This window comes from Vibrio sp. H11, assembly GCF_004804295.1.
Taxonomy (GTDB): domain Bacteria; phylum Pseudomonadota; class Gammaproteobacteria; order Enterobacterales; family Vibrionaceae; genus Vibrio; species Vibrio ostreae.
This window is the reverse complement of the sequence record NZ_SSHN01000002.1, coordinates 276,007-292,719: the sequence shown is the minus strand read 5'-3', so window position 1 is coordinate 292,719 and position 16,713 is coordinate 276,007. Positions and strand designations below refer to the sequence as shown.

Annotated in this window: 16 protein-coding genes; 6 read left to right on the top strand and 10 right to left on the bottom strand. The window is 44.2% G+C overall.

All coding sequences use genetic code 11. The annotated features are described in order from the left end of the window. The first annotated feature begins 44 nt into the window (after positions 1–44). On the top strand, positions 45–596 hold the full coding sequence (locus E6C74_RS04100) for a gamma-glutamylcyclotransferase family protein (protein WP_136483425.1): 552 nt from the start codon (positions 45–47) through the stop codon (positions 594–596). Between the two features lie 156 nt (positions 597–752). Here the strand turns inward: E6C74_RS04100 and galM are convergent, their stop codons facing one another. Then, on the bottom strand, positions 753–1,787 hold the full coding sequence (galM, locus tag E6C74_RS04095) for a galactose-1-epimerase (protein WP_206208378.1): 1,035 nt from the start codon (positions 1,785–1,787) through the stop codon (positions 753–755). 365 nt (positions 1,788–2,152) lie between these two features. Between galM and E6C74_RS04090 the strand changes: the two genes are divergently transcribed. The 5 genes from E6C74_RS04090 (at position 2,153) to E6C74_RS04070 (ending at position 8,437) form a co-directional block, all read left to right on the top strand. Beyond that, on the top strand, positions 2,153–3,874 hold the full coding sequence (locus tag E6C74_RS04090; protein WP_136483423.1) for a hypothetical protein: 1,722 nt from the start codon (positions 2,153–2,155) through the stop codon (positions 3,872–3,874). Between the two features lie 14 nt (positions 3,875–3,888). Next, positions 3,889–4,821, top strand: a complete 933-nt coding sequence (locus tag E6C74_RS04085; protein WP_136483422.1) for a glycosyltransferase family 2 protein — start codon at positions 3,889–3,891, stop codon at positions 4,819–4,821. After that, positions 4,811–5,512, top strand: coding sequence for a class I SAM-dependent methyltransferase (locus tag E6C74_RS04080; protein ID WP_136483421.1), 702 nt, complete (start codon positions 4,811–4,813; stop codon positions 5,510–5,512). The genes E6C74_RS04085 and E6C74_RS04080 overlap by 11 nt, the downstream gene beginning before the upstream one ends. Positions 5,513–5,984: 472 nt before the next feature. Continuing rightward, entirely contained in the window at positions 5,985–7,145 is a 1,161-nt protein-coding gene (gene chrA / locus E6C74_RS04075; RefSeq protein WP_136483420.1) for a chromate efflux transporter, read from the top strand. Positions 7,146–7,291: 146 nt separating this feature from the next. Next, a complete protein-coding gene (locus E6C74_RS04070; protein ID WP_136483419.1) occupies positions 7,292–8,437 on the top strand; it encodes an HD domain-containing phosphohydrolase in 1,146 nt (381 codons plus the stop codon). Between the two features lie 87 nt (positions 8,438–8,524). Here the strand turns inward: E6C74_RS04070 and E6C74_RS04065 are convergent, their stop codons facing one another. Genes E6C74_RS04065 through E6C74_RS04025 form a run of 9 tightly spaced genes read right to left on the bottom strand, consistent with a single transcriptional unit; the run spans position 8,525 to position 16,706 of the window. After that, entirely contained in the window at positions 8,525–9,544 is a 1,020-nt protein-coding gene (locus E6C74_RS04065; RefSeq protein WP_136483418.1) for a tetratricopeptide repeat protein, read from the bottom strand. A gap of 6 nt (positions 9,545–9,550) precedes the next feature. Next, positions 9,551–10,501: a type II secretion system F family protein gene (locus tag E6C74_RS04060; protein ID WP_136483417.1), complete on the bottom strand. Its 951-nt coding sequence runs from the start codon at positions 10,499–10,501 to the stop codon at positions 9,551–9,553. 4 nt (positions 10,502–10,505) lie between these two features. Beyond that, complete coding sequence (locus E6C74_RS04055; protein ID WP_136483416.1) at positions 10,506–11,474, bottom strand: type II secretion system F family protein; 969 nt, start codon at positions 11,472–11,474, stop codon at positions 10,506–10,508. 9 nt (positions 11,475–11,483) lie between these two features. Next, positions 11,484–12,950, bottom strand: a complete 1,467-nt coding sequence (locus E6C74_RS04050) for a CpaF family protein (RefSeq protein ID WP_136483415.1) — start codon at positions 12,948–12,950, stop codon at positions 11,484–11,486. Positions 12,951–12,965: 15 nt separating this feature from the next. Beyond that, on the bottom strand, positions 12,966–14,183 hold the full coding sequence (locus E6C74_RS04045; protein ID WP_168796951.1) for an AAA family ATPase: 1,218 nt from the start codon (positions 14,181–14,183) through the stop codon (positions 12,966–12,968). Positions 14,184–14,194: 11 nt separating this feature from the next. Continuing rightward, positions 14,195–14,734, bottom strand: coding sequence for a TadE family protein (locus E6C74_RS04040; RefSeq protein ID WP_136483413.1), 540 nt, complete (start codon positions 14,732–14,734; stop codon positions 14,195–14,197). Beyond that, positions 14,731–15,165: a TadE/TadG family type IV pilus assembly protein gene (locus E6C74_RS04035; RefSeq protein WP_136483412.1), complete on the bottom strand. Its 435-nt coding sequence runs from the start codon at positions 15,163–15,165 to the stop codon at positions 14,731–14,733. The genes E6C74_RS04040 and E6C74_RS04035 overlap by 4 nt, the downstream gene beginning before the upstream one ends. A gap of 2 nt (positions 15,166–15,167) precedes the next feature. Next, the gene (locus E6C74_RS04030) at positions 15,168–16,421 is read right to left on the bottom strand and encodes a TadE/TadG family type IV pilus assembly protein (RefSeq protein WP_136483411.1); all 1,254 of its coding nucleotides are present in this window, start codon (positions 16,419–16,421) and stop codon (positions 15,168–15,170) included. A 12-nt stretch (positions 16,422–16,433) separates the two neighbouring features. Beyond that, positions 16,434–16,706 (bottom strand): hypothetical protein, encoded by a 273-nt coding sequence (locus tag E6C74_RS04025; protein ID WP_322972682.1) that lies wholly within the window; start codon positions 16,704–16,706, stop codon positions 16,434–16,436. Positions 16,707–16,713 lie beyond the last annotated feature (7 nt).

Genomic DNA, 16,713 nt, shown 5'->3' with positions numbered 1-16,713 from the left:
CGTTCGCTCAGTTAGTGTATGTCTCTAAGCAGCAGGAACAGTTTATGTACATTTTCGGCTACGGCAGCCTGATGAATTCAGCCTCACGGCAACTGACCGGTAACACCGGGCAGGCTTTACCCGCTATCGTGCACGGCTTAGTGCGCCATTGGGGCAAAATTGACGACAGCTATGTTATTTCTCCTCTGGTGGTCAATCCTGGCCAGGGAGAGGTTAATGGCGTGCTGCTTGAGATTGATGATGCCGCTTTGGTGGAATTTGATCGCCGCGAACGTGGCTATCAACGCATTGCCCTCAGCGCCGAGCAAATTGAAACTGATCACGCCTTTGATCGCACTCAGCCCATCTGGGTCTATATCAAGGATGATCATCAGCCGCCATGTGCCAACAGCCCGATTGTCCAGACTTATGTCGATACCGTGCTGGCGGGTTGCCTGGAAGTATCGGAAAACTTCGCGCGCCATTTTGTCGAACACACACTTGGCTGGCATCATCCGCTGGAAAACGATCGCCATGCACCGAAATACGGTAACCTGGCCGGCGTCAAGCAAGATCACCATCCGCTGATCGATGCCCTGCTGGCTGACGTTCGCTAAACACCCGGCACAGAATTCATCATTGACAGAAAGGCCCTCTGCTTGCAGAGGGCCTGTTATCATCTCTTTGTTCACCCCAATCACATAGATACACTATGTGATTGGGGCGAACAAATGCAGCCAACACCGCTACAACTTCAAATAGGAAGGGGATAGCTATGCCAGTTGGAACTGATACACAGTCGTGAACTTATATTCCTGCTCCGGTAACAAGATACAGCTCTGCTGAGCCCATTCTGGATGGTTGGGTGAATCCGGCAGAAACTGAGTTTCCAGCGCCACGCCCTGATAGCTCCGGTACTCACTGCCATTACGGCCCGGCGTACCTTGCAGCCAGTTGCCGCTGTATAGCTGCAGCGCCGGCTTTGCGGTAAACACCTGCATAACCACCTGTTCATCATCTGACACCAGAGTGGCGGCACACTGCCCGCCGCGACATGCATCGTTGAGCCAGTAACTGTGGTCATAGCCTTGCGACGCTTGCTGCTGCTCATCTTTAAGCAGATCCTGACCCAGGGTTTTCGCCTGCTGAAAATCAAACCCGCTGCCCTGCACCGGCGCTAATTGACCCAGCGGAATCGCGCTATCATCAATCGGCAGATACTCCGACGCCGCAATTGACAATCTATGCCCCAGCACATCGCAGCCGGACTCGGCACCCATCAGATTAAAGTAAGCATGGTTGGTGAGGTTGACCGGAGTTGGCTTATCGGTGGTCGCCTGATAGGTGATACTCACCTGGTTATCATCACCCAGCTCATAACGCACGGACGCGCTGACATGACCGGGAAATCCCTGTTCACCATCTTGCGATTCAATGGTAAAACAGGCGAAGTTGTCGCCCTGACTGTCCAGCGTCCAGCGACGATGACTCCAGCCCGGAGCGCCACCATGCAGACAGTTATCACCCTGACTGGCCACCACCTGAATCTCTTCGCCCTGATAGCAGTAGCGCGCATTAGCGATCCGGTTAGCGTAACGCCCGACCGATGCGCCCATAAACGCACCCTGCACTGCAAAGTCAGCCATGGTGTCTACACCGAGCAGCACTTCACGGCTTTCTTGCGCCAGCGGCAAGCGACAACTGAGCCAGGTCGCACCAACATCCATCAGCACAATGCTCATCCCATGACGATTGGTCAGCTCCACCAGCTGCGCCGGACGACCATCACCAAACGCCTGCTGCGTCATCGATTCAAACAACGAACTCTTCACCACATCCTCTCTTTTGGTTACGGAAGCGGCAAAACACCAAACGTGCAGGCTTCCTTTCCGGTCAATAACGCCAGTCTAGCAACTAACCCATTGAGTTGACTGTGAGTTAGCCCGCACTAGTGAAAACGTTTTCACTATCATGATACGACAAAACTATACCCAAACTAGACTTCATAGAAGCGGCACTACACATTACTGATATTCTCAATATTTAAATACAAATTGACCGCCAGGTTATCGACGTAGTCACAAAATCAATGTTTCGCTCAACATATTGTGGCAGCAGAACGACACTGTTCTAATCTTGATTAAGAAGTAGCTGATTTGGATTGGTGTCCGTATTGAACAAGATCTACGCCAAACTTACCTCTGATCCTCTATGGCAGAGCATAGCCCTCACATTATTGATTACCGTTTTTATGTTCGTGCAGAGCTGGCCACGTATCGTTACCTGGGATTTGGGTGATAATGACAACTATATGCGTCTGCATCAGATTCAGACCTTCATCGAATCCCCTTCCTGGTACCTGTATCCACTCAAAGATTTCAACCCTCAGGATGGACAAATAATTCATTGGTCAAGATTGCCGGATCTGCCTATCCTGCTCGTATACTATAGCGCTATCGCTTTCGTTGACCATGACACAGCTCTTCAGATAGCGATTTCTATCGTTCCATTAGTGTATTTGGTACTACTTGTTTTGGTTATGAATATTTTTATAAAGAAAACTTTTGGTCAGGAATACATAATACTAAGTACCATTTATACAATTTTCTCTATAGCTGCCACAAAATTTAAACCCGGATATATAGATCATCACAACATACAACTACTTCTATTTGCTTTTTTTCTATTACTTATCTACTACTTTAGAGAAAAATATAGTTTAATTTGTGGCCTATGTGTTTCAATTTCACTAGCCATTGGATTAGAGGCTTTACCTTTTTACATTCTAGTTCTTGCCATAACCGTACTAAAAGAATTAAATTCAAAAGAAAAAATAAGTTCAATTGGTAATATATCACTTTATATTTTCTTAAGTGGCGTTACGATTTTTGTGATATTCAATCCAATCAAGGATTTATTAAACCCTAAATATGATGTAATTTCTCTACAGTTATTAAGCTACTTCTTCTTTGTCGGTACAGGATTAAAAATAGCATCTAACAGTGAAAAAACCATCACTAAACTGTTGATTTTAATCATATCTTCTCTAATACCATTGCTATTGTTCCCGAAAGCGCTCATACCTCTTTATATCGGTTACCCTGATATATTAAATGAATTTTGGCTTGATCATGTTTCTGAGGCAAAATCATTCCTAAAATTCATGAATGAGACTACATTAAATTCTATATTATTTTATGGTTCTATTTTTATATCAACCGCTCTATCTCTAATTTTTTTAAAAAAATTAACGAAAATCGACACTATCTTAATAAGCCTAGTTATTAGTATTTTCCCTGTGATGTTCTGGCAGATGAGAACTATATTTTTTTGTTCCATTCTACTTATTCCCGTAGTCACTCTAACCGGAGTTGAAATATTTCGATCAATAAAAATACCTGTATTGAGAATAATTGCACCTATAATGATAATCCCTGTAATAATGGCGATATTAATAATACCAATAGATAAACAGTTAAGTAGCACGATAGAAAAAACAAATAAACGTAATGAAGAAAAATTGTCACTTCCAAAAAAGCTAAACGAACTAAACATTACCAACAAAAACATACTAACATCTATAGATTATGGCGCAAAAATAATCTCCCTAACCAATAATAACATCTACTCCGCGCCTTATCATCGAAATATCGATGGGAACTTATTTTTAATTGAAACAATGCAGTCAGATATAAGTAAAGAAACCTATAATAAAATTAAAAAACACAAAGTGGAAATAATATTAATAGATGTCAATGATGAACAAACAAAAATAATTTCCAGAAAAAGCTCTGATTCAAGCCTAATTAATAATTTAATCAAAGGTAAAAATCCGAATTGGACTAAAAAGATTTATAGTGACGATAATGGGATCATGATATATAGTATAAACTAAATAGAGTCGGAATTATGGATAATTTAAAAATAGCAGTTCTTCTACCTTGTTACAATGAAGAGGGTGCTATCGGAAGAACAGTTAAAGACTTTAAAAAATCACTTCCATCAGCTGAAATTTATGTTTATGACAATAACTCGAGTGACAATACTATCTCTGAAGCCTTAGAGGCTGGTGCTATTGTTAGAAGAGAACCACGTCAAGGTAAAGGAGAAGTTGTAAGAAGAATGTTTTCTGATATCGAAGCTGATATTTACCTGATGTGTGATGGTGATTCAACATACGATGCAAGCATTTCCCCTTTATTAATAGATAAACTAATAGAAGAGCACTTGGATATGGTCGTCGGTATAAGATCCAGAACAAACGATGCTTATCCGTTAGGTCATATTATCGGAAACAAATCATTTTCTAGAATAGTTAATATATTTTTCAATGCCTCACTACTGGACATATTCTCTGGATATAGAGTTTTCAGTCGACGATTTGTAAAAACTATCCCTGTATTGAGTGATGGATTTCAAATTGAAACTGAACTCACCGTACATGCTTTGCACCACAAATTCCCTATACAGGAAGTTCCCACGACCTACCAAGAAAGACCAAATGGTACAAGAAGTAAATTACGAACATTCAAAGACGGATTTAAAATTCTTAACTTTGTTTTATTTTTAATCAGAGATATAAGACCACTATTTTTCTTTTCTATGCTATCTGTTCTTTTGTCCGTATTATCTCTTTTTCTAGGTATCCCAGTAGTTATTGAATTTTTGGAGTCAGGATTAGTGAATAAGGTACCAACAGCAATATTATCAAGTAGCATTGGTATCATTGCTATAATTTGTTTATTTACCGGCCTAATTTTAGACAACGTTAGACGAGGTAGAGTTGAAAGCATATTACTTTACTATAAATCCGTATTAGATAGGAGTTATTATGAGAATTGAAAACAATGAAGATAAAGACTGGATAGAATATATAAATGGTTTTAGTGATAACTATAACGACCGAGTATATTCCAATTCAACTGGACTTGTGATGAACAAAGGGCACCAATCCTGTGAAGAAAAATTCGCTCCGTCAGATCACTTTGACAATGTGTTAGAAATAGGTTCAGGTACAGGAGAGCACTTTAAATTCGTTCGACATTCTTTTAGAGAGTATACTTTTACCGATTGTGATCATAATAACTTAGAGAAAATAAATAATAATTTAAGTAATGACATAAGATTTAATAAATTAAAATTCGAAGTAATGGATGCCAGAAAGCTTGATTTTAAAGATGAGTCTTTTGATAGAATCATCGCAACTCATTTATTAGAGCATTTAACCCATCCTCATTTAGTAATCAAAGAATGGAAACGTGTTTTACGTAAAGGAGGAACTTTATCCATACTAATACCTACGGATCCCGGTGTATTATGGAAAATGGGACGATATTTTACCACCAGAAGAAATGCAATTAAAAAAGGAATAAACTATGATTATATAATGGCAAGAGAACATATTAATTCCTGTAATAACCTTATATCACTTTTAAACTATTACTTTCCAAATAGTGAATCACATTTTTGGCCATTAAAAGTGCTTCCATCTATTGACCTCAATCTATTCTACATATTCCATTCAATAAAGTGAAGATACGGTGATTTATGTTTGAATCAAGATTGAACAATAACTTTAATGAACGTAACATAGAACATAGGTTTATCCTTTGTATTTTAGTTGGATTATTTGTCAGTATTTATTTTTTATAAAAATAGTATAAACTTTATTTATGGAGAGTTATCGAAAGGGAAGATATTAGGCATAGACTTTCTCCATTTCTGGACAGCAGCGAGTTTATCAGTAGATGGACTAGTCTATGATATTTTGAGAAAACATAAAAATAGCATACATAAAATCAAAAATATAATTAACCAAATAATATTACCCCTCTTTATTATCATTCGATGACAGAAACATATTTTTATTACATAAAAATTACACTGAAACAATTTATTTTTAATTTAACTTCTATATTTATTTACAATTTATCTATTGAATAGGGTAGATTTTAAAAATATATTTATTAAATATTCCCACTTTAACTTTAGTTATAAAATCAGCCATGTTAGAAATTTTTAAAATTTTCTTTGCCTTAGGATGGGTGAGTTTCGGTGGCCCGGCAGCACATATCGGCTACTTTCGTCACACCTTTGTCGAACAACGCGCATGGCTGAGTGATGAAGAATACGCTCAGTTGGTTGCGCTCAGTCAGTTTTTACCAGGCCCGGGGTCCAGCCAGGTGGGTTTCGCGCTCGGTTACCAGCGTGGTGGCTTGGGCGGCGCATGTGCTGCGTTTATCGGCTTTACTCTGCCTTCCGTGCTTTTGATGCTGGCCGTTGCCCTGCTGAGCAGCCAGTTTCTTCAGCAGCCACTATTTCAGCATGTCGTGCATGGATTGAAACTGCTGGCGGTCATGGTGGTAGCAGATGCGACCTGGGGCATGTTCAAAAATTTTTGCCAGCAGAAGCTCACCTTGTCCCTCTGCTTACTCACCGCGATTGTTCTGCTCCTCATCCCCTCATTGAGCAGCCAAATGTTGGTGCTGATCATCGGTGCCTTAATTGGGGCCTTTTATCTGAAACATCCGACAAGCCCAGGTAAAACCAGCAGATTCTCGCTTTCGTGGCCGCCTTTAGTCGCTTTTCTTGCTCTGTTTTTTGCTTTACCTCTGCTCGCGCCACTATCATCCTATTGGCAAACAATGGATCAGTTTTATCAGGCCGGCAGTCTGGTGTTTGGCGGCGGCCATGTCGTGCTGCCTCTGCTGCAAAACGCTCTGGCAGATAACCTCTCTACCGACACCTTTCTGACCGGCTACGCTGCCGCGCAGGCCGTTCCGGGCCCCATGTTTACCTTAGCAACCTTCCTGGGTTTTGTTCTCCATCCTGAAACCCCTGTGGTCGGTGCTCTGCTGGCCACTGTGGCGATTTTCCTGCCGGGTTTCCTGCTGCTGTTGGCAGTGATTAAGAACTGGCAAGCATTGTCGAACGTTCCTGCCATCGCCGGGGCGTTGCAAGGGGTTAATGCCTGTGTGGTGGGTCTGCTGCTGGCGGCGCTTTATCAGCCGGTATTTACCAGCGCTGTCGCAGATGCTTATGATCTTGCCTTTCTGCTGTTCGGTTTTATCCTGTTAAAAGTCGCTCGCGCCCCTATCCTGGTACTCGTGCTGTACTTTGCCGTTGCAGGCATTCTGCTGGGATTCATTTATCCCCTTCCTACTTGAAGCTGCAGCGGTGTTGGCTCAACTCTAAGTTGTTTGGGTATCGGTCAATAATGAGTGCAAAATATCGGCGCACTATTGGTCGTTTCCTTACTCGATCACCTAAACTTAACTGTTAGGAGAAAGGGGATCTATGAGGAGGCGTACCGATGGAAACACACAGCAAAACCAGCGAACACAGTTACTTTCCGACTGCTGGTACTTTGAATAATCAGTTGGCCGATATCCACCAAAGGTTACGGGTGGCTGAGCCGGAAATCGACCGGATTTCGTTTGCGCTGTATGACGCCGATAGCGATCATTTAAAAACGTATGCTGACAGTACTTTTCACGGCTTCGAGCTGATGCACTATGAGTTTCCGCTGGATGCACTGCCCTCACTTAAACAGTGTTCGCTGTCCGGTGAAAGCCGCTACATCAACGACATTCCACAAACGCTCACACCTCGTTATCCACACACGAAATGGCTGATTGAACAGGGCTTCCAGTCTTCAATGGCGGTTCCCGCTTATCACGGCGAACATTTCATCGGTTTTATCTTTCTTAACTCTTGCCAGAAAGACTATTTTAATGAAGTACGTAAAGCCTCGCTCAAACCCTATATCGAGATTATTCGCTTTATTGTTTCGTCCGAATACGATTTAGTCCACGCACTGCTGCAATCAGCAAACGATATGAACGCCAGTTCACCGGAACACTTTCAGGAATCGCACGAACACAAAGAACGCATCAGCCGCTTTGCGAAAGTGATTGCCCTGGAGGTCGCCCCTATTTATGACCTCGATGACGAGATGATCGAAACCATCAGCCAGTTCTCTAAATGCCACGATATCGGCAAATTATCGGTTCCGGCCAGCGTATTGAATAAATCCAACTCACTGGTGGATGAAGAGCGTGAACAGCTCAACGATCATGTCGAAAAAGGAGTCGAGATCATCAACCATATCATTGAGGATATGGGAGCGCCCAACCATCCTTGTGTATCAGTATTAAAAGAGATTGTGGCCTATCATCACGAATTTTTAGATGGCAGTGGCTATCCCTACGGGCTGACCCAGGATGACATCCCGATATCGGCTCGCATTATTTCAGTGGCCAATATTTTCGATGCGCTGACCAGTCACCACCCCTATAAACAGGCCTGGTCCGTTCCTTTTGCCTTGCTGGAGCTGGAAAAAATGGTGGTGGTTGGCAAGCTGGACAAGCATTGTGTGAATGCACTCCGCAGCCATCAGGACTACCTGAAAAAGGTGATCGAAGCCTATCCGGAACCTGATCCAATCGATAAGCTTTAGCAACGGCTATAAACAATAAGCGCAATCCCAAGGTTGCGCTTATTGTTTATAGGTAAAAATGCTGTTGATAGGTAAAAATCGGTTAAGTTACTGTACCTTGACTCGTGTGCTGTCGCTCGAGTTCGCCCGCACCTCAAGTAACGCACGCTCCAGATTTTCATTCGCCACCTTGTAGTAGGACGGCTTTTTATCAATCGCCTGTTGCAGGAACGGAATCGCATCTTCCGGCTTGCCCTGCAACATCAGGAAATAACCCACGTTGTTAAGCGCTTCCGGCGCATCCATAAAACGCATAAAGACATTCAGCGCCCGTTGGGCATCCCCTTCCGCCAGATAAATCAGCGCCAGATTGTTCTGCGCTCTTTGGTTATTGCTGTCCTGTTCAAGTGCAGCCTGGGTATAACGTTTAGCCGGAGCATACTCTCCGCTCATGTAATAGGAGTAGCCCATGTTCATCAGCGCCTTACTCGATTTAGGCTCGATTTGTAGCGCGTGACGATAGAAGCCTTTCGCCACATCATGATTGGCTTTAACATCATATAAAATGCCCAATCCCATATAGGCCAACGCCGGTGATTGATCATCGCTGCTCAGCTTATCAAGCTGTTCCACGGAAACGTTGGAAGTATCCAGTTTATTGCGACTTGCCAAACGTAGCTGGTCAGCATTGATGGCACGTAAAAAATAGCTTTCACCCTGCTTGGTATCGCCTTGTTTGGTGTAATTGGATCCCAACTGTTCCAGTACCTGAATGTTGTTTGGGTTGGCTTCCAGAGCTAACAAGTAAGCTTGCTCGGCCAAATCCAGATTACCACGCGATTGGTGTATGCGCCCCACCGTGTAGAGTGTTTTGTCGCGGTATTGCGTATCAGGGAAATCCAGCGAACGCAGGTACTCATACAAGGCCAAATCGGTATTGTTGTTTTTCAGCGCATAATCGCCACGTTTGATCGCTTCAGTTTCAGTCATCGGCGCCGCGTCAGAGCTTAACGTTTCTACCGGACGACCATCATAAAGAGCGTTCTCGAAAGGCTTGGGAGTGTTGTTATTACTCGCACATCCACTCAAAAGAGCCACGCTTAAGGCAGTTAATACTAGTTTATTCATATTTCCTCACCGACCATTAATCTGACTAAATCCATCAATTGCAGCAAGTACTGCTGGACCTAGCACCACAATAAAAAATGCAGGCCAAATACACAGAATCATAGGAAACACCATTTTAGTCGGTATCTTGGCGGCGATCTCTTCCACTTCCTGATTACGCTTGTCGCGATAATCTTCCGTATAATCACGCAGCGTCTGCGCCAGGCTGCCACCAATCCGCGATGCATGGGACAGCATGCCAACCAATCCACTGAGCTCAGTTACACCGGTGCGTTCCACCATGTCGCGAAACGCATGCGGCATTTCATAGCCTGCTTTAATTTTCAGACATACCGTATCCAATTCTTCTGCTAAATCGGGATGTGACAAAGCCAACTCGCGAGCTATCCTAACCAGAGCCATGTTAAGACCCAGCCCGGATTCGGTACATACCACGAGTAAATCCAATGCATCAGGAACACCACGCTTAATTCGCGTTTGGCGCTTTTTCATCAGGTGATTTAACACCATATTGGGGATAAACATCCCGATCCCGGCACCAAAAGCAACAAAGACAATCAACCCGGCGTCAGTCCCGGAAAATAGATAATAGAAACCGGCTAATGTCAGTCCTATGAAGGTGGAAACAATTTTAATCACATAAAAATAAGAAATCGCACTTTCATCATGAAACCCAGCCCGAATCAATTTACTGCGGATATCATCGCGCTCTTTGGAGCTTTGCGGAGTTAAAATCGGAGAGAGAGAGTCAAGTTTATTTTTTAGTTTAGACTTTTTCTCTTCCCCTTCACTAGGAATCGCGATCGAATCCAGCCTTTTTTTCATCGGCGTCCGACCGCCAACCGCGACAAAAAACGCTGCACTGACAACAAAAACAGTCGATAATAAGATCATCAACAGAATGACGTTCTCACGGCTAAAACTGAACTCTTGAATAAAAGCAACCATACTATTCATTAGACTACACCTCGAAGTTAATGATTTTTTTTATCCACAGAGCGCCCAGAATCATCCCTACTAGTCCCAGTAGAGCCATCTTTATACCTCGCGGATCATTAAACAATGGCTCAACAAAATCAGGACTAATTAAACTTAGAACCCCAAACATCACAAAGGGAACCAGCATCAAAATCCAAGCCGACATTTTACTCTCTGCTGATAATGTCTTGATTTTCCTTGATAATTTAAATCTAGCACGTAAAACCTGCGACACTTTATCCAGGTTCTCAGTAAGGTTACCACCTGTCTCTTTCTGGAGCAGAACTGCGCTGGAAAAAGCAAACATGGATACCGTCGGATTACGCTCTACCATTTGCATGATCGCTAACCGAATATCATAGCCATAATTCAACAGGTTAAAGGTGTTTTTAAATTCACTGCCAATTGGGGCTTCCAACTCATTACCGACTTCATTAAACGCCTGAGTAATTGGGTTACCTGCCAATAACATTCGTTTCATGATGTCCAGCGCTTCAGGAAACTGCTCCTCGAATTTAGCCAGGCGCGCAGCAATCTTTTTCTGGATAAACACATATAAAAACAGCCAGACTAATAAACTGACAGCAAAAGCAATAACAAAGCTGACGCCAAAGAACATCAGTAACAACAGAACACAGACCTCAACTAACAATGTGGTCATGACCGTCTGACTTAGCGACCAGTTTAACCCCGCCAATTCAAGGTTTTTTTTCATCACCGAGAAGGACGAAATACTGACCAACTTTCTGTCCAGCGGAGATAAGCTTTTCAGATACTGTTCGTTGAGCAGTGAGCGGTTTTGTGGATCCAGGCTATCCTGACTCTCCTTGAGGCGTTTGGATATCACACTGTGTTTGGCTTTTTTACCGGCAGTAGGCAGCAAAAAAGCCTGAGAAATAAACACGACCGCGATAAATAAAAAGCCGAGGAAATAAAGATATTGCTCTTGCATAGAGACCTCCTAATGGTGCGTCTCATTAAATATTTCGTGCGGAAGCGTCAAACCTCGTTTGCTCAATGCGTCGTAACATTGCGGGATGACCCCGGTGGCGGTATAAAAGCCGACCACGTTGCCATCTTCATCAATGCCCTGACGCTGAAACTTAAAGATTTCCGACATCGTAATCACGTCACCTTCCATGCCGTTAATTTCAGTCACGCTTACCATACGGCGTTTACCATCTTCCTGACGCTCCATCTGTACCACCAGATGAATCGCAGAAGCGATCTGGGCTCGTAAGTTTTTGGTCGGAATATTCCAGCCCGCCATAGAAAACATGTTTTCTACCCGACTCAGGGCATCGCGCGGAGTATTAGCGTGAATCGTGGCCAGAGAGCCATCGTGGCCAGTATTCATCGCCGCCAGCATATCGACCGCTTCACTGCCACGCACCTCACCAAGTACGATGCGGTCCGGCCGCATCCGCAAAGAGTTTTTGACTAAATCGCGCTGGGTAATTTCGCCTTTACCTTCCAGGTTTGCAGGTCGGGTTTCCAGACGCACCACATGAGGTTGTTGCAATTGCAATTCTGCTGAGTCTTCGATAGTGACAATGCGATCTTCTTTGGGGATAAAACCAGAGAAAATATTCAGTGTGGTGGTTTTACCTGAGCCGGTACCACCTGAGATCAGAATATTCAGTTCCCCTTGCACTGCCGCTTCAACAAAGCGGGCCATGGGTTCTGAAATTGAATTGAAGTTAAGCAAATTGTCCATGGTCAGTTTATCAACCGCAAAACGACGGATGGAGAGCGAAGGGCCATCTAATGCCAGCGGAGGAATAATGGCGTTAACCCGTGAGCCATCTTCAAGACGGGCATCCACCATAGGGGATGATTCATCAATGCGTCGCCCGACACGACTCACGATGCGATCAATAATATTACGCAGATGACGATCATCTAAAAAAGTGTATGGCGTCCGCTCCAGTTTACCGCGCCGTTCCACGTAAACACTTTTAGGGCCATTGACCAGAATATCCGACACGCTGGTATCACACAGTAAAGGCTCCAGTGGCCCTAAGCCAAACACTTCATCTTCAATCTGTTTGATTATCCGTTTGCGGCCCTCTGCGCTCAGCGCATGGGTCTGATCTTCCGACATTAACTGGACTACTGCGTCATGCAGGTCTTTCTTCGCCCGGCCTTTTTCAAGGCTGGACAACAATGCCAAATCCATGGTTTCCAGCAAACGCTGATGGTAATAGTGCTTGGTCGCCAACTCCTGCTCAAGCTGGCGGCGCGCTTCGTCTATTTCCCGGTTTTTAGCTTCGGCTTCGCGCAGTTTTCTTTCAATCGGATTCAAACCTTGCACGGATTCACTGCTATTGGCCGTTTTCTGAGTATCACTTTCAACCTGAACTATGCTTTCAGAGCTAAGGACCTTGTCCTGATACTCTGAATTAATATTTTTCCGTTTGAAGAACATAATTCCTCCTAATCCCTAGGAAAATAGACGTTTAAGCCAGCCTTTTTTCTGCTTATCCGGCGGAGCAAGCTCGTGGGATAATTCACTGATCGATTTGGTGATCGAGCTGCTTTTTTTTGATTCAACAAAAGGCTTACCCAAATTGGCACTCTCTATCGCCACCTTAAAATCGTTCGGGACAACATGCACAGTCATGCCAGAAACGGTTTTTTCAATATCTTTTAGTTTTATTTGCTGACGTTTTTCAAAGCGATTCACGATCAGTTCAACCTGATCGCGTGCCACGCCATATTCAATGGTTAACGCCTTATATATGCGTGCGGTATTTTTTATCCCGACCAGGTTCTGTTGGGTAATTAAAAATACTTTGCTTGCCTGAGATAAGACCGGTGCAAACATCCGGTTGACACCGGTGGACATATCCACGAAAACATAAGCATAATAATCAAGCAGGGTCGGCAGTAACTTGCCTAACTGCATCGCCTTATCAAAATTTTCGCTATAGTTTTCCTGCTTGAACGTCAGTACATGCAGGCCGGAAGAGTGCTTGGTCACCAGACCAAACAGTGACATCTCATCCAGGTCGCTGACATTTGCAATCGCATCATTGATGCTGTACACCGGATTAACATTGAGATAATCAGCCACCACCCCAAAATGGATATCCAAATCAAGTAATAACACTTTATCTTTACATTGCACCGCCGTTTCCACCGCCGTATTGAGCGCTAAAGTGGTTGCACCGGAGCCACCTTTCGTATTCACGAAAGCAAACAACTGCCCGCTTTTCCGGGCGGCGATTTTTTCCTCCGCGCTGTTTTTCAGCAAAGGCATCAAATCGGCTAATCCGGCCTGGTCTGAGATAAAATCCGCGGCACCAATCCGGAGTGCGATTTTCAGGGCGCCATTATCGTTCTCATCACCAAACACCACTAACGACGTGTGTACGTCATCCGAGCTGGGATTTTCATAACCCTGGAGTTCAACAATTTTCTGCGCCCAATTAGGCCCGGTTTCAACAAAAATCAGGTCCGGTGCCGAGAAATTTTTGAAGCTGTCCGAAATAACACCATGCAGAGAGAATGTCTCAAAACTCACGTTATTACAGAGCGACAACTCTTGCTGCATATGAAGCTTAAATCTGTCACTCGAATAAAGAATCCAGATGGAAAGATTGGTTTTCAATCGAATATTAAGATTGTCACTTCTAGATAACTTCACTGTTTCACCCATCTTAATATCCCCTATATACAGGTTGTCTTCTCATTAGAGCCATCAACTCTTACATTACCTAATGACTCGGCCGGTAATATGGTCTCAAATTCTGGTACCGACAAAGTTCCGTTATCGCCCAGAAAATTGAGTAACCCTGAGAAGCCATAATTAAAATCAACAATCCTAACCCGGACAAAGTGAATATCTCTTTGATTATCAAACGGAGTTTCCACTTTAATTCCTGAATTATCCAAATAGTCGATTTCAATATTATCGTCATCAAACTGATCGGTCGCAAACATACCTGTCGGAATCTGCTCGGTAAAAGCTAACGATTTTATATTCACGTCGGTTCCGACCGGACAAACAACAGCTATTCTGGCGGTTCTGCGGCTGATATCATTCATCGCCTGTAACTGAAAGGCAAAAATACCGATTTCAATCACCGCAAACATAATCAACAAAAATACCGAGGCCAGAATAGAGAACTCAACCAGAGTGATACCCTGTTGCCTGCTGCGGCCAGTAAAATTACGCCGTATCGTGTGCTGCCTCGAACAAAGTTTCATGGTCTAACCCTCATCAATGACGATGACCTTAGAGTCACATCTGACATCACATTACCCAACAAAGCATCGAGCAAAGGTGTATAAGGATAATTTGCCGTAACAACAACGTACTTATCTGTGTCATCGTCCGGGTTATAAGTGACGTCAACGGTCATATCTTCGAATAGTGGGTCGCCAACCCCGAGATTATTGCCGTAGATAACCACATTACGAATTTGTTGAGGATCGGCAATTTGATACGAATTTGCCGTGCCATAGACTTCAGTGACGGCGAATCGCGCACCATTTTGCACCGCTTTACTGAGCGTATTATAGCGAATAAAAGCGTTACCAAATTCGCCAACTGCCGCGAGAAATAACAGCAGTAGCGGTAACACAATCACAAATTCGACCGATGCTACACCAGATAAATTTTTTCTCGCCATAGCCATGATTACGAATCCTCATTAAATGGATCGTCATACAACACAATACGGTAAGTACCGATAGTAGAATTTTCACCGTTATTGCGGCTGTTCTGCACTTTGCAGTCACGCATATATTCTGCATATACCGCGTTTTCTAATGCACCTTGTCCCTGGCCGCTATTTCTGGGTGGCTTGCGCAGTAAGAAATAACAACCAATCGTCACTACCCGGTAGTCACTGGCGCCGGTTTCCCCACCTGTACACTCTATGATCGGCACTTCTAACACACGTCTGCCGGTACCGGTATAATCGGCGTAGTTATAACTCAACCCTTCACCATCCAGACTGTCAGCATCTCCGGCATTAAAGGTGCCTTCTTTGATTGCATCCAGGTTGTCCGCCAATTCATCAGCAGGGGTCTCCGTTGTGTCCGTCTCAGGACCATAACTACCGCGCACGGAATTACTGCCGGAGCCATTTGCAATATCATCTTCGGTCAAAAAGCGCGTATCGAGCCCCTGCCAAACCGGGCCGACGGTATTACCCGGTTTTGATGTCACATCCTCACCAGGAAATGCACACCCTTCGTACGACCCGGCCATCTGCTCGCGCAGCGTACCTTCATCCAGATTCAGGAGCTGAAAGTTCCCCGGCCCCATTTCTGACGTGTTCGAATACAGTTTAAGCTGATAGACATTATTGTCATTGTAACCACCGGTTTCACTCAAAGGGTCTGGCGCGCACATCGCCATCGGCACCACATTACATGATCCACCACCGGCACTGGGACCGGATACCGCACTGGCTGCAACCGCTTTGACATCAGTAAACAGGCGCATAAAATAGCTTTCCAGCGCCAAGTTACTCACCGCTACGCGAACGTAACAGTCGCCATCAACAACGCAGTCAGCACCGGTAAAGTCAGAGCTGCTGTTAAAGGTCACAGCAATATCAGCGCCTATCGAATCCACCTCCGCATTACCGGCTGAGGAAGTCAGTCTGACCAGGGTCTCATTGGCCACCGTCGTTGCATTGGCTTTCGCCTCTTCAATTGAAGTCCCTTTGTATTCGTCCATGCTGAAAGCAGCAGAGAGGGCCGCCGCATCAACCCCGTTTTGCAGTTTAGTCCGGTTCATATAAGCGTGATTGATATCAATCGCCAGCGCAGCAACGCCCAGCATGGTTATCATGGCAATGGTTACAATGACGATCACAATACCCTGCTGCTTTTTCATGCCATAACGCGAGTGGATACGATAACGAGAGTGTGAGATTTTCATAATCACCTCGGCCTATTGGAAGCCTTTAATTACCTGGCTGTTAGAGCCCTGTAACACTTCCACTTTTTTACCTGTGTAAATACTGTACACATCCTCCATACGCTCACCATTGCCATCGGGCACAACGCCAAGATTTTCCTGGGTGGCGTTAGGATTAAAGGTTTGCTCACTACGAATCTGAGCAACGTGGCTGCCCAGTCGATGTACACCAGCATGATTTTGGTTGGCGCAGCCAGTCAAACCCAGCATCGCGACAATGCTGACTAACATAAATGCTTTCATCATCCTATCT